The sequence below is a fragment of the Streptomyces sp. NPDC002835 genome (assembly GCF_053591995.1).
Map to the genome: position 1 here is coordinate 78,051 of NZ_JBSFUW010000010.1, position 16,529 is coordinate 94,579.

Annotated in this window: 15 protein-coding genes; 5 read left to right on the forward strand and 10 right to left on the reverse strand. The window is 72.2% G+C overall.

From position 1 onward, the window contains the following. Positions 1 to 263: 263 nt before the first annotated feature. The 8 genes from ACWD01_RS13590 to rsmI form a co-directional block, all read right to left on the reverse strand. On the reverse strand, positions 264 to 2,072 hold the full coding sequence (locus ACWD01_RS13590; RefSeq protein ID WP_451161252.1) for an ABC-F family ATP-binding cassette domain-containing protein: 1,809 nt from the start codon (positions 2,070 to 2,072) through the stop codon (positions 264 to 266). Between the two features lie 43 nt (positions 2,073 to 2,115). Then, complete coding sequence (locus ACWD01_RS13595) at positions 2,116 to 3,429, reverse strand: acyltransferase family protein (RefSeq protein ID WP_451161254.1); 1,314 nt, start codon at positions 3,427 to 3,429, stop codon at positions 2,116 to 2,118. Between the two features lie 259 nt (positions 3,430 to 3,688). After that, the gene (locus ACWD01_RS13600; RefSeq protein ID WP_451161256.1) at positions 3,689 to 4,585 is read right to left on the reverse strand and encodes a 4-(cytidine 5'-diphospho)-2-C-methyl-D-erythritol kinase; all 897 of its coding nucleotides are present in this window, start codon (positions 4,583 to 4,585) and stop codon (positions 3,689 to 3,691) included. Next, positions 4,582 to 5,442, reverse strand: a complete 861-nt coding sequence (rsmA, locus tag ACWD01_RS13605) for a 16S rRNA (adenine(1518)-N(6)/adenine(1519)-N(6))-dimethyltransferase RsmA (protein WP_451161258.1) — start codon at positions 5,440 to 5,442, stop codon at positions 4,582 to 4,584. Before rsmA ends, ACWD01_RS13600 begins: the two co-directional genes overlap by 4 nt. Continuing rightward, positions 5,439 to 6,944: a ubiquitin-like domain-containing protein gene (locus ACWD01_RS13610; RefSeq protein ID WP_451161260.1), complete on the reverse strand. Its 1,506-nt coding sequence runs from the start codon at positions 6,942 to 6,944 to the stop codon at positions 5,439 to 5,441. Before ACWD01_RS13610 ends, rsmA begins: the two co-directional genes overlap by 4 nt. A 124-nt stretch (positions 6,945 to 7,068) precedes the next feature. Beyond that, a complete protein-coding gene (locus ACWD01_RS13615; protein ID WP_451161262.1) occupies positions 7,069 to 7,938 on the reverse strand; it encodes a TatD family hydrolase in 870 nt (289 codons plus the stop codon). 33 nt (positions 7,939 to 7,971) lie between these two features. After that, positions 7,972 to 8,460 carry a hypothetical protein gene (locus tag ACWD01_RS13620; protein ID WP_451161264.1) on the reverse strand — a complete coding sequence of 163 codons (489 nt, stop codon included), beginning with the start codon at positions 8,458 to 8,460 and terminating at the stop codon, positions 7,972 to 7,974. Between the two features lie 130 nt (positions 8,461 to 8,590). Next, entirely contained in the window at positions 8,591 to 9,469 is an 879-nt protein-coding gene (gene rsmI, locus ACWD01_RS13625; protein WP_451161266.1) for a 16S rRNA (cytidine(1402)-2'-O)-methyltransferase, read from the reverse strand. A gap of 62 nt (positions 9,470 to 9,531) precedes the next feature. On the opposite strand from rsmI, the gene ACWD01_RS13630 reads away from it, so the two are divergent. Genes ACWD01_RS13630 through ACWD01_RS13640 form a run of 3 tightly spaced genes read left to right on the forward strand, consistent with a single transcriptional unit; the run spans position 9,532 to position 12,152 of the window. Continuing rightward, positions 9,532 to 11,262 carry a dolichyl-phosphate-mannose--protein mannosyltransferase gene (locus ACWD01_RS13630; RefSeq protein ID WP_451161268.1) on the forward strand — a complete coding sequence of 577 codons (1,731 nt, stop codon included), beginning with the start codon at positions 9,532 to 9,534 and terminating at the stop codon, positions 11,260 to 11,262. Positions 11,263 to 11,305: 43 nt separating this feature from the next. Next, positions 11,306 to 11,725 carry a helix-turn-helix transcriptional regulator gene (locus ACWD01_RS13635; RefSeq protein WP_451161270.1) on the forward strand — a complete coding sequence of 140 codons (420 nt, stop codon included), beginning with the start codon at positions 11,306 to 11,308 and terminating at the stop codon, positions 11,723 to 11,725. 10 nt (positions 11,726 to 11,735) lie between these two features. Next, positions 11,736 to 12,152, forward strand: a complete 417-nt coding sequence (locus tag ACWD01_RS13640; protein ID WP_451161272.1) for a VOC family protein — start codon at positions 11,736 to 11,738, stop codon at positions 12,150 to 12,152. A gap of 16 nt (positions 12,153 to 12,168) precedes the next feature. Here the strand turns inward: ACWD01_RS13640 and ACWD01_RS13645 are convergent, their stop codons facing one another. After that, a complete protein-coding gene (locus tag ACWD01_RS13645) occupies positions 12,169 to 12,945 on the reverse strand; it encodes a DUF817 domain-containing protein (RefSeq protein WP_451161274.1) in 777 nt (258 codons plus the stop codon). Between the two features lie 154 nt (positions 12,946 to 13,099). Between ACWD01_RS13645 and ACWD01_RS13650 the strand changes: the two genes are divergently transcribed. Beyond that, positions 13,100 to 14,746, forward strand: a complete 1,647-nt coding sequence (locus ACWD01_RS13650; protein WP_451161276.1) for a penicillin-binding transpeptidase domain-containing protein — start codon at positions 13,100 to 13,102, stop codon at positions 14,744 to 14,746. Positions 14,747 to 14,800: 54 nt separating this feature from the next. Further along, complete coding sequence (locus ACWD01_RS13655; RefSeq protein ID WP_451161278.1) at positions 14,801 to 15,208, forward strand: PIN domain-containing protein; 408 nt, start codon at positions 14,801 to 14,803, stop codon at positions 15,206 to 15,208. A gap of 87 nt (positions 15,209 to 15,295) precedes the next feature. Here the strand turns inward: ACWD01_RS13655 and ACWD01_RS13660 are convergent, their stop codons facing one another. Further along, positions 15,296 to 16,486 carry a serine hydrolase domain-containing protein gene (locus tag ACWD01_RS13660; RefSeq protein WP_451161280.1) on the reverse strand — a complete coding sequence of 397 codons (1,191 nt, stop codon included), beginning with the start codon at positions 16,484 to 16,486 and terminating at the stop codon, positions 15,296 to 15,298. Positions 16,487 to 16,529 lie beyond the last annotated feature (43 nt).

A 16,529-nucleotide genomic window follows, 5' to 3' on the forward strand; every position in this document is an offset into this window, starting at 1 on the left:
GACTGCCCCATCTGCGCTTCCCCCTTCGTACGGTCTGCTGCCCGGACGAACTCCCCCGCTCCTCCGGCAAGCGCATCGACCGGAGGGAGTGAATCGGACATGAACCCCGTTGCTGTACGTCAGTCGAGCGGGCCTTCTTTGTATCACTGGTGACGCACGCCGAACGGGCTCGGCCCTTCCCTGTTCCCAAGGGAGGACCGGCCCGTGATGGGGTTGTTACGCGCTCTGCACGGCTTCTCTACGGCCGGGCGGGAGGCACTCGGTCAGGCGTCCTCCGCCAGCTCCAGCCAGCGCATCTCCAACTCTTCGCGCTCGCCGACCAGTTCACGGAGCTCCGCGTCCAGTTTGGCCACTTTCCCGAAGTCCGTTGCGTTTTCGGCGATTTGCGCATGGAGCTTGGCCTCCTTGTCGGAGACCTTGTCGAGCTGCCGCTCGATGCGCTGCAGTTCCTTCTTCGCCGCCCGGGAGTCGGCCGCCGACTTCTCCTTGACCGCCCCGGCCGGGGCGGGCGGCGGGCTCGCGGGCACGGCGGCCTCGACCAGCTTCGCCCTGCGCTCCAGGTACTCGTCGATGCCGCGCGGCAGCATCCGCAGCGTGCCGTCGCCCAGCAGCGCGAACGTACGGTCCGTGGTCCGCTCGAGGAAGAACCGGTCGTGCGAGATGACCACCAGCGAACCGGGCCAGCTGTCGAGGACGTCCTCGAGCTGCGTCAGCGTCTCGATGTCGAGGTCGTTGGTGGGCTCGTCGAGGAACAGCACGTTCGGCTCGTCCATCAGCAGCCGCAGCAGCTGGAGCCGGCGCCGCTCACCACCGGACAGGTCGCCGACCGGCGTCCACTGCTTCTCCTTGCCGAAGCCGAACTGCTCGCACAGCTGGCCGGCGGTCATCTCCCGGCCCTTGCCGAGATCGACCCGGTCGCGGATCTGCTGGACCGCCTCCAGCACCCGCATCGCGGGCGGCAGCTCGGTGACGTCCTGCGAGAGGTACGCGAGCCGTACGGTCCGGCCGACGACGACCCGGCCCGCCACCGGCTGCTCCTCGCCCTGCGAGAAGGCCGCGGAGGCGAGCGTACGCAGCAGCGACGTCTTGCCCGCGCCGTTGACGCCGACCAGACCGATGCGGTCGCCCGGGCCGATCTGCCAGGTCAGATGCTTCAGCAGCACCTTCGGCCCGGCCTGGACCGTCACGTCCTCCAGGTCGAAGACCGTCTTGCCGAGCCGGGCGGAGGCGAACTTCATCAGCTCGGACGAGTCGCGCGGCGGCGGCACGTCGGCGATCAGCTCGTTCGCCGCCTCGATGCGGTAGCGCGGCTTGGACGTACGGGCGGGGGCGCCGCGCCGCAGCCAGGCCAGCTCCTTGCGCATCAGATTCTGCCGCTTGCTCTCCTCGGTCGCGGCGATGCGCTCGCGCTCGGCGCGGGCGAAGACGTAGTCCGAGTAGCCGCCCTCGTACTCGTACACGTCGCCGCGCTGCACGTCCCACATCCGGGTGCAGACCTGGTCGAGGAACCACCGGTCGTGGGTGACGCAGACGAGGGCGGAGCGCCGCGTCCGCAGGTGCTTCGCCAGCCAGGCGATGCCCTCCACGTCGAGGTGGTTGGTCGGCTCGTCGAGGACGAGCAGGTCCTGCTCGTCGATCAGCAGCTTCGCCAGCGCGATACGGCGGCGCTCGCCGCCGGACAGCGGGCCGATGACGGTGTCGAGCCCCTGCGGGAAACCGGACAGGTCCAGCCCGTCGAACAGCCCCGTCAGCACGTCGCGGATCTTGGCGTTGCCCGCCCACTCGTGGTCCGCGAGGTCGCCGATGACCTCGTGCCGGATCGTCGCCTCCGGGTCGAGCGAGTCGTGCTGCGTGAGCACACCGAGCCGCAGCCCGCCGCTCTGCGTGACCCGCCCGGTGTCGGGCTCCTCCAGCTTGGCGAGCAGCCGGATCAGGGTGGTCTTCCCGTCGCCGTTACGGCCGACGACGCCGATACGGTCTCCCTCCGAGACGCCGAGGGAGACCCCGTCGAGCAGGGCGCGTGTTCCGTACACCTTGCTGACTGCCTCGACATTGACCAGGTTGACGGCCATTTCTCTCCTGACAGGGGGAACGATCGACCTCCCAGCCTACTTGTCAGGTACGGCTGCCCCGTCCGGCGCGTTCCACCAGCAGCCAGCCGCCGAGCGCCATGGCCACCGCGGCGGGCGCGCTGACGTGCACGGCGACCAGCATCGCCGTCCTGCCTTCCAGCAGCCCGCCGAAGCCGACCATGGACAGCCCGAGGATGCCGAACAGACAGAGCGCGATCCCCACGGCGGCGACCGGCCCGGTGCCGGGCACCGGGGCTGCGCTCCGGCGCGCGGGGCGTTCGAACCACCGGAACGCGGCGACGAGCAGCGCCGTCACCCCGGCCGCCGCGGCCACACGCAGCGGCACCTGCACCCACCAGGCCGCCGTCGCCGGCTCCGGCAGCTCGACGCCGGCGGCGATCATCACCCCGTAGACGCCCAGCATCGCCGTGAGGTGCCACAGGAACGCGGTCATGGCGATCCCGTTGGCGGCCACGACACCCCGCCACACCCGGGCCCGCCCCACGAACCGCGTACCCGGGCCCTTCAGCAGCTCCACCGCGCCGACCAGCCACAGCCCGTGGAACAGCAGCGCGAGCGTCGGCGGAGCCATGTTCGAGACCTTCTCGCCCGGCATCCCGACCATGGACAGCGGATACGGCCCGACGGCGACCAGCGCGGCGGCCCCGGCCAGACCGGTCACCGCGAGAGCGGCGGGCATCCGGATGCGTCCGTCGGCACGCAGGAAGCCCAGCTGGTGCACGGCGAGCCAGACGAAGGCGAAGTTCAGGAACTCGACGAAGGGAACGCCGGCGGCGAACCGCAGTACGTCCACGGCCGCGGCCGCCGCGACGAGCCCGCCGAAGGCGCCCCAGCCGAAGCGCTCGTGCAGCCTCAGCAGCGGCGGCGTGAACGCCACCATCGCCAGATAGATCCCGATGAACCACAGCGGCTGCGCCACCAGCCGCAGCGCGACGCCCGTCATCCCGCCGCCCCCGCCGAACAACTGCACGACGAGCGCGGCGGCGCCCCAGACGAGGACGAACGCCATCGTGGGCCGCAGCAGCCGCTGCAGCCGGCCGCGCAGAAAGACGGCGTAGACGGGCCGGTCCTGGTGCCGCCGGCGCAGGGACCGGTAGGAGAGGGCGTGCGAGAACCCGCCGACGAAGAAGAACACGGGCATCACCTGCAGCACCCAGGTGAGCGGCTGCAGCCCCGGCACGACGGCGAGCAGATTCCCGACGCCGTCGCCGGTGACGGCGGCCATCAGCCAGTGCCCGCCGACGACGACCCCGAGCGAGGCGACCCTCAACAGGTCGACATACCGGTCCCGGGTGCCGGGGGTGCCGGCGGCGAGCTCACGAGCGGTTGTTCCCATGGGGGTACGGTGCCGGGCGGTGGGGCGGTTGCGGGAGAGTGCGCGTACTCAGGTCGGGGCCTGAGTACGTGGGCGGTGGCGGGTGCGTGGGCGCCTGCGGCGCCGCGGGCCGGGCTCCGGTACCGCGCTCCGCACAGTGGCCTCGAACTCCCCCTACGGCCTGGCGGCCGTAGGGGGAGTTTGAGGCGCGGGTTCGGGGCGGAGCCCCGACGAGACCGGCCAACCCGGCCCCGCCGGCGTTTGAGGCGGAGCCCCCGGTTCAGGACACGCGCCGCGCGCCCCCCGCCGGCGCCCCCGCAACCCTCGCCGTCCGGCACGTGCCCGACGACATCAGCGCCGACGCCACCGCCTCCGCCGCGTCCTCGTCCTTCGTGAGGAACGCCGTCGTCGGGCCCGAGCCCGAGACGAGGGAGGCGAGCGCGCCCGCCGAGGCGCCCACGGCGAGCGTGTCCGCGAGGGACGGGCGCAGGGAAAGGGCCGCCGGCTGGAGGTCGTTGGAGACGGTGTCCGCCAGCGCGAGGACGTCGCCCGTGCGCAGCGCGTCCAGCAGCCGCGGCGAGGCGACCGGGTCCGGCACGGCCACGCCCTCGTTCAGCCGGTCGAACTCTCCGTAGACCGCGGGGGTGGAGAGCCCGCCGTCCGCGACCGCGAACACCCAGGAGAAGCCGCCGCCGACCTCGAGCTCGGTCAGCCGCTCACCGCGCCCGGTGCCGAGGGCCGCCCCGCCGACCAGGCTGAACGGCACGTCGGACCCCAACTGCGCGCAGATGGAGAGCAGTTCGTCCCGCGTCGACCCGAGCCCCCACAACATGTCGCACGCGAGCAGCGCGCCCGCGCCGTCCGCGCTGCCGCCGGCCATGCCGCCGGCGACCGGGATGTCCTTGGCGATGTGGATGTGGACGTCGGGCGCGATGCCGTGCCGGGCCGCGAGCAGTTCGGCGGCGCGGGCGGCCAGGTTCGTACGGTCCAGGGGCACCTGGTCCGCGTCTGGCCCGTCGCAGGTGATCGTCAGCGACGGGGCGGGACGTACCGTCACCTCGTCGTGGAGCCCGACCGCCAGGAAGACGTTGGCCAGGTCGTGGAAGCCGTCGGGACGGGCCCCGCCGACCGCGAGCTGGACGTTGACCTTGGCCGGCACCCGTACCGTGACGCTCACTGCTTCGCCTCCGCGATCCGTGCGAACTCCTCCACCGTCAGGGCCTCGCCCCGCGCCTGCGGCGACACGCCGGCCGCGACGAGCGCCGCCTCCGCCGCGGCCGGCGAACCGGCCCATCCGGCGAGCGCGGCCCGCAGGGTCTTGCGCCGCTGCGCGAAGGCCGCGTCGACGACGGCGAAGACCTCGGCCCTGGTCGCGGTCGTGGCCACCGGGGAGGTCCGGCGCACCAGGGACACCAGCCCGGAGTCCACGTTCGGCGCGGGCCAGAAGACGTTGCGGCCGATGGAGCCGGCCCGCTTGACGTCGGTGTACCAGTTGGCCTTCACGGACGGCACGCCGTACACCTTGTTCCCGGGCCGGGCGGCCAGCCGGTCGGCGACCTCGGCCTGGACCATGACGAGGGTGCGCTCGATCGTCGGGAAGTGCTCGAGCATGTGCAGCAGCACCGGGACGGCGACGTTGTACGGCAGGTTCGCGACGAGCGCGGTCGGCGGCGGTCCGGGCAGCTCCCGCACGTGCATGGCGTCCGAGTGCACCAGCGAGAAGCGCGGGGCCCGTTCGGGCAGACGCGCCGCGACCGTCGCCGGCAGCGCGCCGGCGAGCACGTCGTCGATCTCGACGGCGACGACCCGGTCGGCCGCCTCCAGCAGTCCGAGGGTCAGCGAGCCGAGTCCCGGCCCGATCTCGACGACGACGTCGTCGGGCTTCACCTCGGCCGTGCGGACGATCCGGCGGACGGTGTTGGCGTCGATGACGAAGTTCTGGCCGCGCTGCTTGGTGGGGCGTACGCCCAGCGCGGCGGCCAGCTCGCGGATGTCGGCGGGGCCGAGGAGTGCGTCGGGATCAGTGGTGCTCACCGATACAGCCTACGGCCGCAGTGCGGCCACGGACTCGCCCCCCGTTGCACATAGAGCTTCTTCGCCCGGTACGTCTGCTCCTCCGCGGGTGCGTCCTGCGGGCGGCCGGTGCCGCCCAGGGAGCGCCAGGTCGCGGTGTCGAACTGGTACAGCCCGCCGTAGGTGCCGGACGGGTCGACGGCGTCGGGCCGGCCGCCCGACTCGCAGGCGGCGAGCGCGGCCCAGTCGAGGCCGTCCGCTCCGCGTACGGAGGACGGCGGCTGCCGGGTGCCGACCCGCACCCGCTCGGTGACGGGTTCGCGGACGACGTCCGCGTCGATCCGCCGCGGCTTCTGGCGTACTCCGTTGACCGTCCGCAGGGCGTAGGTGACCCGGCGCACGCCCGGCTCGCCCTGCCGGTCGACGACCTCGGTGCCCCGGAACAGCTCGGGGTCCGGGGTTCTGACGACGGCGAAGGGGATCGGCTCGTCCCGCACCTTCCGCCCGTCGGTGATCCGCATGACCGTGACGCTCTGGCCGTCGCGCGGGAAGCCGGTGGCGGCCACGGACGTGGTGTCCCGGCCGCGCAGCACGATCCCCGCCTCGGTGAGCGCCTGGCCCACGGTGGCGGCGTTGGTGCGGATGGTGCGTTCGCGTCCGTCGGCCATGAAGGTCACGGCCCGCTCGGTGCGGACGTCCAGGACGAGGCCGGTGCGCGGGATCGGGGTGGAGCGGGGCACGGAGAGGTACGCGCCCTGGACGCGCACGCCGAGTTCGCGCAGCGCGCCCGCCACGGTGCCGGCCGTCGTCCAGACCTGGACCCGGCGGCCGTCGAGCGTGAGGGTGAGGGGCCTGCCGTGGCGGACGGTGATCTCGTCGCCGCTGTCGAGCGCCGCGTCGGGGCCGGGGGCGACGACGTCGTGCGGGCCCAGCTCCAAACCCTCTTCTGCGAGGAGTTCGCGTACGTCGTCGGCGAAGGTGTGGGTGGTCCGCGGGACTCCGTCGACGGTGAGACGGACGTCCTTGTCGTCGGCGACGAAGGCGGACGTCCCGCCGGCGAGGAAGGCGACGACGAGGGCCCGCGGGAGGAGCCGGCGCAGCGCCTCCGGCCGCTGCGCGGACCGGCGGCGCCGTGCGCCGCGCCGCGCCGTCCGGGGGCCGGGCACTCCGGGCGGGGGCGCGTCGTCCGTGCCTCCGTCCCGCCGGCGGGTCCCGCCCGCCGGTGACCACTGCCACGGGAGCCGGGCGCGGACGGTCTCCGTGAACTCCAGGTACGGCACGGTCGGCGCCTGCGCCACGGCGTGCCGGCGGCGGCGCGCCCCGGCGGTGTCGGCGCCGTCGCCGCGGAGGTCCAGGTACGGCAGGGTGGGCGCGTAGGCCGCCGCGAGCCGGGCGGCGATGACGGTGGGCTGCGGGACCGGCCAGTCGTACGGCGGTGCGGCCGGCGCGGCGGCGTCGGCGGGTTTCGTGCCCGCGCGCCGCGCGCCGCGCACCGCGCGGTGACTGCCCTGCGAATGACTCACGCTCAACGACGCTCCGTAAGGTCTGGTCAGCCACGGTGGCAACGGACAGTAGCGGAGGGATCGTCACTCTCCAAAGCGACGCGGACACCAGGCGTCACCGGGGCCGGAACCCGCCCCGATCCGGTCAGTAGCCGAATGCGCGCGCGGTATTGGCCGCGATCGCCCCGGCCAGGGCGTCCTCGTCCATCCCCTTGACCGCCGCCATGGCGCGGAGCGTGACCGGGAGCAGATACGGGGCGTTGGGCCGTCCGCGGTACGGCGCCGGGGTGAGGAACGGCGCGTCCGTCTCGACGAGTACGAGTTCCGCGGGCGCCACCGCGAGGGCGTCGCGCAGCGGTTGGGCGTTCTTGAAGGTCACGTTTCCCGCGAACGACATGAAGTAGCCCGCGGCCGCGCAGACTTCGGCCATTTCGGCGTCGCCGGAATAGCAGTGGAAAACGGTGCGCTCCGGTGCGCCCTCCTCGGCCAGGATCCGCAGTACATCCGCGTGTGCGTCGCGATCGTGGATGACGAGTGCTTTGCCGTGGCGTTTGGCGATCTCGATATGGGCGCGGAAAGAGCGTTCCTGGGCGGCGATTCCCTCGGGCCCGGTGCGGAAATGATCAAGGCCGGTCTCGCCGACGGCCTTGACCTCGTCGAGCGCGGCGAGCCGGTCGATCTCGGCCAGCGCGTCGTCGAGCGCGGCGTCCCCGCCCGCATCCCTGGCCCCCTGCCGCGACCAGCCGTCCGGGTCCCCGAGCACGATGCGCGGCGCCTCGTTGGGGTGCAGGGCGACCGCGGCGTGCACGCCCCGGTGCGCGGCGGCGGTCTCCGCCGCCCAGCGGGAGCCCTTGATGTCGCAGCCCACCTGGACGACGGTCTCCACACCGACCGCTGCGGCCCTGGCCAGGGCCTCCTCGACGGTGCCTTCCTGCATGTCCAGGTGGGTGTGCGAATCGGCGACCGCGACACCGAGCGGTTCGGGCAGCGGCGGCGGGGCGGATTTCGAACTCATGGGCGCGATCCTACGGAAGTCGCGCCCGGTGGCTCATTTGCGGTGGTGGAAGGGGTGCAGCAGATCGGAGAGGTGCCAGTGACGGTCCTCGGGCGCGCCTTCGGCCGCCTCCGCCCCCTCCGCTTCGGCCTCGGCCTCGGCCTCGCGGTCCATGGTCGATCCGTCGGCGGTCGGCCTGTCGGCTGCCGGTCCGCCCGCGGGATGCCCCACCGGAACCAGCGGACCCGCCGGGGAGACCGCCGACACGGGCGAGTCGTCGTCGCCCAGCCCCATCAGCGTCCGCACCGTGGAGACGCGTCCCGCCCGCATGATCCGCAGGACGTGCCCGCCGCAGTTGGCGCAGGTCGGGCTGGACAGGGGGGACGGAACACGCTTCCCGTCCGCCTTGTACACGACGAAGTCACCGCCCGCCGGGTCGGTGTGGTGCTCGATCTCGTAGGACTGCTCCCACCCGTGCCCGCAGCGCATGCAGGCAAAGGAATACGCCTCATGGACCTTGGCGGTGCCTGTGGTCTCACTCATGCCAGCTCCTCTCCACCTGGGTCCAGTGGACGCCTTTTCGGGCGGGAGCGCATCAGCGCCTGTCGATTGATTGTGCGGTCTTTGGTCTTTCCATACGTAAGAGGGCAGGACACGGTCTGCGCTTTGCCTTTTACGATAGACCTTTACCCTCGCCGGACGACGGGCGAGCCGCGTTCTTCGCCGCCACGACCGCGTCGAACACCTCGCGTTTGGGCAGCCCCGCGTCGGCGGCGACGGCCGCGATGGCCTCCTTGCGCCGCTCCCCCGCCTCCTCGCGTACCCGCACCCGGCGCACCAGCTCCTCGGCGTCCAGCTCGTCGGGCCCGGTCTCCGGCGCGCCCTCGACCACGACCGTGATCTCGCCGCGTACGCCCTCGGCCGCCCAGGCCGCCAGCTCGCCGAGGCCGCCGCGCTTCACTTCCTCGTACGTCTTGGTCAGCTCCCGGCACACGGCGGCCCTGCGGTCCGGTCCGAAGACCTCGGCCATGGCGGCGAGCGCGTCGTCCAGCCGGTGGGGGGCCTCGAAGTAGACCAGGGTGCGGCGCTCGCGCTCGACCTCGCGGAGCCTGCCGAGCCGCTCGCCCGCCTTGCGCGGCAGGAAGCCCTCGAAGCAGAAGCGGTCCACGGGCAGCCCGGACAGGGCGAGCGCGGTCAGCACGGCGGACGGGCCGGGCACCGCGGTGACCTTGATGTCCTGCTCCACGGCCGCGGCGACCAGCCGGTAGCCGGGGTCGGACACGGACGGCATGCCCGCGTCGGTCACCAGCAGCACCCGGGCACCGCCCGTGAGCGCCTCCACCAGCTCCGGAGTGCGGGCGGCCTCGTTGCCCTCGAAGTAGGAGACGACCCTTCCCTTGGTGTGCACCCCCAGCGCCTGGGTGAGCCGGCGCAGCCGCCGGGTGTCCTCGGCGGCGACGACGTCGGCGCCCTCGAGTTCGGCGGCGAGCCGGGGCGGCGCGTCCGCCACGTCGCCGATGGGCGTCCCTGCGAGTACCAGCGTTCCAGTCACACACGCCATCCTCCCAGGACGCGGAGCACCGATCGCACAGCCGTGTTCCTTACGATGGCGCGGTGACCAGTACCGCGCCACAGCCCCTGCGGGGCAAGGACGACGCCGACCAGCAGCCGCCCGGCTGGGAGCACCGGCTGCGCCGCTTCGGCTACACGCCCCGGCCAGTGATCGGGCTGCGGGACCGCCTGGTGCCGCCGTACACCCGGCCGTCCCGGCAGGTGTGGCAGGTGTTCGGCATCCCGCCGCAGGCCGCCGGGCCGCTGCTGCGCGTCGCCGCGTGGGGCGGTCCGCTGCTGGTCGCGCTGGTCGCGGGGGTGCTGCGGTTCTGGAACCTGGGCCGGCCCCACGCGGTGATATTCGACGAGACGTACTACGCCAAGGACGCCTGGGCGCTGATCAACCAGGGGTACGAGGGGAGCTGGCCGAAGGACGTCGACAAGTCGATCCTCGCCGACCCGTCGGCCGTCGCGGTCCCCACCGATCCCGGGTATGTGGTGCATCCGCCGGTCGGAAAGTGGGTGATCGGCCTCGGCGAGTGGCTGTTCGACTTCACCCCCTTCGGCTGGCGGTTCATGGTCGCGGTGCTCGGCACGCTGTCCGTGCTGATGCTCTGCCGGATCGGTCGGCGGCTGTTCCGCTCGACGTTCCTGGGCTGTCTCGCGGGGCTGCTGCTGGCGGTGGACGGTCTGCACTTCGTGATGAGCCGCACCGCGCTGCTCGACCTGGTGCTGATGTTCTTCGTGCTGGCGGCCTTCGGAGCGCTGATCATCGACCGTGACCGGGCCCGGTCCCGGCTCGCGGCGGCGCTGCCCGTGGCGGAGGACGGCACGCTGCGGCCGGACGCGCGGATCGCGGAGACGCTGCGCCTCGGCTGGCGGCCGTGGCGGCTGACGGCCGGCGTGATGCTGGGGCTGGCGGCCGGCACCAAGTGGAACGGCCTGTTCATCCTGGCGGCGTTCGGTCTGATGACCGTGCTGTGGGACGTGGGCTCGCGCCGCACGGCGGGCGCGGTCAGCCCGTACCTGGCCGTCCTGAAGAAGGACCTCGTCCCGGCGTTCGTCTCCACCGTCCCGGTCGCCTTCGTGACGTACATGGCCTCGTGGACCGGCTGGCTGGTCACGGACAAGGGCTACTACCGGGACTGGGCGTCCACCGGTGCGGGCAAGGACAGCAGCTGGAGCTGGCTCTTCCCCGACTGGTGGCGCAGCTTCTGGCACTACGAGAACCAGGTGTTCGACTTCCATGTGGGCCTCACCTCCGGCCACACCTACGAGTCGAACGCCTGGAGCTGGCTGGTCCTGGGCCGCCCCGTCTCGTACTACTACGAGGACCCGAAGCCCGGCGACGACGGCTGCCCGACGGACGCGGTCGACAAGTGCGCCTCCGAGGTCCTGGCCCTCGGCACCCCGCTCCTGTGGTGGGCCGCCTGCTTCGCGATCTGCTACATCGCCTGGCGCTGGCTCTTCCGCCGCGACTGGCGGGCGGGCGCGATCCTGTGCGCGATCCTGGCCGGCTGGCTGCCGTGGCTGCACTACCAGGAGCGCACGATCTTCCTCTTCTACGCGGTCGTGTTCGTCCCGTTCCTGTGTCTGGCGGTGTCCATGATGATCGGCGCGATCCTGGGCCCACCCGGCTCCGACGAACGCCGCCGCGCGATCGGCGCGATCGGCGCGGGCGTGCTGGTGCTGCTGATCATCTGGAACTTCATCTATTTCTGGCCCATCTACACGGGCACCCCGATCCCGGTCGACGAGTGGCGGGGCCGCATGTGGCTGGACACCTGGGTCTAGCCGGGCCGGGCGGCGGGGGGCGGCGCTGTGGGATGGTGGTCGGGTGACGTTGGAAGACCTGGTCCGGCTGCGCCGGGCCCGTGACCTGATGGACCGCGACTACATGAAGCCGCTCGACGTCGCGGCGCTGGCGCGCTTCGCGCTCATGTCGCCGGGCCATTTCTCCCGCAGCTTCCGCGCCGCGTTCGGGGAGACGCCGTACAGCTATCTGATGACGCGCCGGATCGAGCGGGCCAAGGCGCTGCTGCGGCGGGGCGACATGTCGGTGACGGACGTCTGCTTCGCGGTCGGCTGTACGTCGCTGGGGTCGTTCAGCTCGCGGTTCACCGAGCTGGTCGGCGAGAGCCCGAGCTCGTACCGGGCCCGCGACCACGAGAGCGGCGCCGCCGTCCCGGCCTGCATCGCGAAGATCCACACGCGACCGGTCAGAAACGGAGAAGCGGGACCGGCCCCCCACCCGTAGCGTGAAACGCATGGACATCAAGCTTGCACAGTGCTTCATCGCCGTCGACGACCACGACAAGGCACTCGCCTTCTACCGGGACGTACTGGGCCTGGAGGTGCGCAACGACGTCGGGTTCGAGGGGATGCGCTGGGTGACCGTCGGGTCGCCCTCGCAGCCGGACGTGAACATCGTCCTGGAGCCGCCCGTGGCCGACCCGAACGCCTCGCAGGCCGACCGGCAGGCCATGGCGGAGCTCATGGCGAAGGGCCTGCTGCGCGGCGTCATCTTCGACACCGAGGACTGCGACGCCACCTTCGAGCGCATCCGCGCGGCGGGTGGCGAGGTGCTGCAGGAGCCGGTCGACCAGCCGTACGGCGTCCGCGACTGCGCCTTCCGCGACCCCTCCGGCAACATGCTGCGCTTCAGCCAGCCGCGCGGGCAGTGAGCGCGGGCCTGTACCGCTACACGCTTCGTGGCAGGTGGCCGGGGCGGGACCTGGCCACCATCACGAAGGTGACCGTGATCAGCAGCGCCCACGCGCCGAACTTGGCCACCGACACCGGCTGCCAGCCGCCCAGTTGGTCCGGGTAGCTCCAGGCGCCCACATAGGTGGAGACGTTCTCCGCGATCCACAGGAAGAACCCGATCAGCACGAAGGACAGGGCGAGCGGCATCCGGTGGTCCTGCTCCCCCACCCTGAACCGCACCCAGGTGCCCGCGGTCGCGCAGAGCAGCAGCGCCGCCAGTATCCAGCGGGCGTCCGGCAGCCAGTGGTGGGTGAAGAAGTTCAGATAGACGGCGCCGGCCAGGACCGCCATGGCCCCGGGCCGGTAGCCGTCCAGGCGCAGCTGGAACAGGTGCCAGGCGCGGCAGAGGTAACTGCCGACGGCCGCGTAGAGGAAGCCGCCGTACAGCGGGACCCCCGCGATCTTGGTCACCGCCTCCTCCGGGTAACTCCACGAGCCCAGCCGCACCTTGACCAGCTCGAAGAGCAGTCCGATCAGATGGCACGCGGCGATCACCGCGGTGTCGCGGGCGCTGTCCCAGCCGGCCTTCCGCGCGAGCACCGCGAGTCCGACGCCGTAGACCAGCAGCAGGTCGTAGCGGGCGATCGGGAGCTGCGGCAAGGCGGCGGAGACGGCGATGCCGCCGATCAGGGCCATGGCGAAGGCGCAGCAGCGCAGTTCGAGCAGCACGAAGCTGAGCAGCTGGCGTATCCAGTAGGAGAGGGTTCCCATGCGTGCTGGGACGCCTGTGGCGCCGGCCCGGTTCGGCCGAATCCCGGTCCGATAACGACCGCAGACTCTGACACTCCTGTCACGTAAAGTTTGGACCGACTCATGCCTTTGAACGTGTTCAGCGGCATGCAACTCTGGGGAGGGGGCTGCGTTCATGCGCAGTGGAGCAAAGGTCGCCATCGTCGGCGGCGTCTTCGCGGTCGTCGCGACCGGCGTCGGATACGGGGGCTACAACCTGTACAACGGGCTGACCGGTTCCGGTGGGAGCGGTTCCAGCACCAAGTCGGAGTCGACGGAGAAGAGAACCGGACCGCCGAGCGCGGACGAGATCGAGCAGACCGCGACGGCCTTCCTGACCGCCTGGGCGGAGGGCAGGGGCCTCGAAGCGGCGCAGTTGACGAACAACCGGGCCGAGGCCGAACCGCTGCTGACCGGCTTCAGCAAGAAGGCCCACGTCACCGGCGCGGTCATCGAGCCCGGTCCGGCGATGAGCGCGAACGTGCCGTTCACGGTCAAGGGGACGGTGAGCTACCAGGGGAAGAACAGCCCCTGGTCGTACGCCTCCTCACTGACCGTGGTCCGGGGGGTGACGACCGGGAAGGCGCTGGTGGACTGGCAGCCGTCCGTGATCCACCCGGAGCTCACGGAGGGCACGTCGCTGGTGACGTCGGAGGCGTCGGCCCCGCAGATCAAGGCGGTGGACGACGACGGTGTCGAGCTGACGCGGGAGAAGTACCCCTCGCTCGGGCCGGTCCTGGACCAGCTGCGCAAGAGGTACGGCAGCGACGTGGGCGGCACGCCGGGCATCGAGCTGGCGATCACCTCCGCGTCGGAGGGCGTGCCGGACCGGACGCTGCTCACGCTGAGCGAGGGCAAGGCGGGCACGCTGCGCACGACCCTCGACGCGGGTGTCCAGGCCGCCGCGGAGAAGGCCGTGAAGAACTACTCCGCGGCGTCCGTCGTGGCGATCCAGCCCAGCACGGGTGAGATCAAGGCGGTCGCCAACACCAAGACCGGCGAGTTCAACCCGGCGCTGCAGGGCGCCCAGGCGCCCGGCTCGACGATGAAGATCGTCACGGCGGCGATGATGATGGACAGGGGCCTGGTGAACGGGCCGAACTCGCCGGTCGAGTGCCCGTCGACGGTCCCCTGGGAGCGCATCTTCCACAACCTCGACGACTTCTCGATCCCCGGTGCGACGTTCCAGGAGGCCTTCGCACGCTCCTGCAACACCACCTTCATCAAGCCGGTCAAACCGCTCAGCGACAAGGGCGTCGCGGGCACCGCGCTCGGCGAGACCGCCCGCAAGTACTTCGGCATAGGTCTCAACTGGCAGTCCGGGGTCATAACCGTCGACGGGAAGGTGCCGGAGTCCACGGGCTCCGAGACCGCCGCGTCGTACATCGGCCAGGGACGGGTCCAGATGAACGCGCTCAATGTGGCGTCCATCGCGGCGACGGCGAAGAACGGTGCGTTCAAGCAGCCGATCATCGTTCCGGAGAGCCTGGACAACCGTGAACTGGCCCAAGCCACGCGGCTGCCCGACGGCATCGCCGCCTCCCTGCGGCAGATGATGCACGCCGCCACGGTCGGCAAAGGCACCGCCGTCGGGGCCATGGCCTCGGTCGGCGGAAACAAGGGCGCGAAGACCGGCTCGGCCGAGGTGGACGGCCAGGGCGACTCCAACAGCTGGTTCACCGGGTACGCCGACGACCTGGCCGCGGCGGCGGTCGTGCAGTCCGGCGGGCACGGCGGCGACGCGGCGGGCGAGACGGTCGCACAGGTGCTGAACGCACGCTGACCCTTTGGGGTAAATGAGTGCTCATGGCCGCACGGCCCCGCTGGCGTGCGAGGCATGAGCACTCACGACACCGCCGGCGCGCACCCCCGCTTCGCCGAGGCCCTGCGCGAGCTCGGCCTCGACGTCCCCGTACGCACAGGACCGACCGAGTTCACCGCCGACATCGGCTGGACGAGTTCGGTCCTGGTGGAGATCGAGACATCACGTGCCCTGGCACGCCATGCCCCACAGGCCGTAGCACGCCTGCATCCCGTTCTGGACCTGATCGACCTGATCGACGCGGACGCCGGCGTCCGCATTCTGGCTCAGACCGTGAAACCGGCCACGGTGCGCAGCCTGGACGCCATTCACCTGGCAACAGCCTTGCGCGTACGGACCCGGCTCACATCGTTCGTCACCTACGACAAGCGCCTGGCCGACGCGGCGCGGGACGCCGGGCTCAGCGTGGACGCACCCGCCTGACCTCGTGGCCTGCCAGGACGGCAACGGCGCAGGTGCCGATGCCCGGGGCCCCGCCCGTGACCAGTGCGCCGCAGCCCTCGAAACGTGTCATAGGGCCGAACGTACCGCCCGGATCAGCGCCTGGGCACGGGGATCGGCGGTAACGCCCTTGCGCATCCCGTTCGTCGTGTAGCCGAGCGCGATGCCCGACTCGGGGTCGGCGAAGCCGAGGGAGCCGCCGCGGCCGGGGTGGCCGAAGGAGCCGGGGCCGAGCAGCGGCGACGCGGGGCCGTGCAGCATGTAGCCGAGTCCGAAGCGGGTGGGCACGACCAGGACCCGGTCGGATCCGGCGGACTCCTCCGTGCGGGCGAGGGTGAGCGTGGCCGGGGCGAAGAGCCGGGGTCCGCCGTCGACGGCGCCCAGGGTCGCGGCGTAGAAGCGGGCGAGCGCGCGGGCCGTGGATATCCCGCCGGACGCGGGGAGTTCGGCGGCCCGGTAGGCCGGGTCGTTCTCGTCGGGCAGCGGGTCGATGGCCTCGAAGGCGCGGCGGGTCAACGAACCGGGGTCGCGGTACGCCTCGACCACGGCGCGCTTGGGCCGCAGCTTGAGCCCGCCGCCCTCGGCGGTCGGCGGCTCCGCGATCGGCCCGAGCCGCCCCACCCGGTGGGCCTCCTCCGCGGGCAGCCCGATCCACAGGTCGAGGCCGAGGGGGCGGGCGATCCCCTCCGCGACCCAGCGGCCCAGGGTGCGTCCGGTGACGCGGCGCACCAGTTCGCCGATGAGCCAGCTGTAGGTCTGCGCGTGGTAGCCGTGTTCGGCGCCGGGCTCCCACGCGGGCGCCTGCGCGGCCAGCGCGGCCGGTCCGCTGACACCGTCCTGCGCCCGGGCCGGGGTGAGCGGCCGGTCCAGCACCGGCAGTCCGGCGCGGTGGGAGAGCAGGTGGCGTACGAGGACCCGTTCCTTGCCGGCCGCCTTGAACTCGGGCCAGTACGTGCCGACCGGGGCGTCCAGGTCGATCTGGCCGCGCTGGTGGAGCAGCAGGACGACGGCCGCGGCGACGCCCTTGGTGACCGAGCGGACGACCTGCGCGGTGTCGAGCACCCACGGTTCGTGCCCGTCGACGTCCCGGGCGCCGGCCCACAGGTCGACGACCTTGCGCCCGTCGCGGTAGACGGCGACGGCCGCACCGCGCTCGCCCCGCTGTTCGAAGTTCCGCGCGAAGGCGTCCGCGACCGCCTCGAAGCCGTCCGCCACCGTGCCCCGGACGTCCACCACGTCTGCTCCTTCGCTGCGATCCATCCCCCCATGGTGCAACGTGGTGCAGACCACCGAGCGCCCGGGG

What these genes read in the sequence shown, in the direction of transcription:
- ACWD01_RS13655 (WP_451161278.1), top strand. Translation starts at nt 14,801, where the DNA reads ATGAGCACTCACGACACCGCCGGCGCGCACCCCCGCTTCGCCGAGGCC.
- ACWD01_RS13590 (WP_451161252.1), bottom strand. Translation starts at nt 2,072, where the DNA reads ATGGCCGTCAACCTGGTCAATGTCGAGGCAGTCAGCAAGGTGTACGGA.
- ACWD01_RS13660 (WP_451161280.1), bottom strand. Translation starts at nt 16,486, where the DNA reads ATGGATCGCAGCGAAGGAGCAGACGTGGTGGACGTCCGGGGCACGGTG.
- ACWD01_RS13640 (WP_451161272.1), top strand. Translation starts at nt 11,736, where the DNA reads ATGGACATCAAGCTTGCACAGTGCTTCATCGCCGTCGACGACCACGAC.
- ACWD01_RS13620 (WP_451161264.1), bottom strand. Translation starts at nt 8,460, where the DNA reads ATGAGTGAGACCACAGGCACCGCCAAGGTCCATGAGGCGTATTCCTTT.
- ACWD01_RS13595 (WP_451161254.1), bottom strand. Translation starts at nt 3,429, where the DNA reads ATGGGAACAACCGCTCGTGAGCTCGCCGCCGGCACCCCCGGCACCCGG.
- ACWD01_RS13645 (WP_451161274.1), bottom strand. Translation starts at nt 12,945, where the DNA reads ATGGGAACCCTCTCCTACTGGATACGCCAGCTGCTCAGCTTCGTGCTG.
- ACWD01_RS13615 (WP_451161262.1), bottom strand. Translation starts at nt 7,938, where the DNA reads ATGAGTTCGAAATCCGCCCCGCCGCCGCTGCCCGAACCGCTCGGTGTC.
- ACWD01_RS13650 (WP_451161276.1), top strand. Translation starts at nt 13,100, where the DNA reads ATGCGCAGTGGAGCAAAGGTCGCCATCGTCGGCGGCGTCTTCGCGGTC.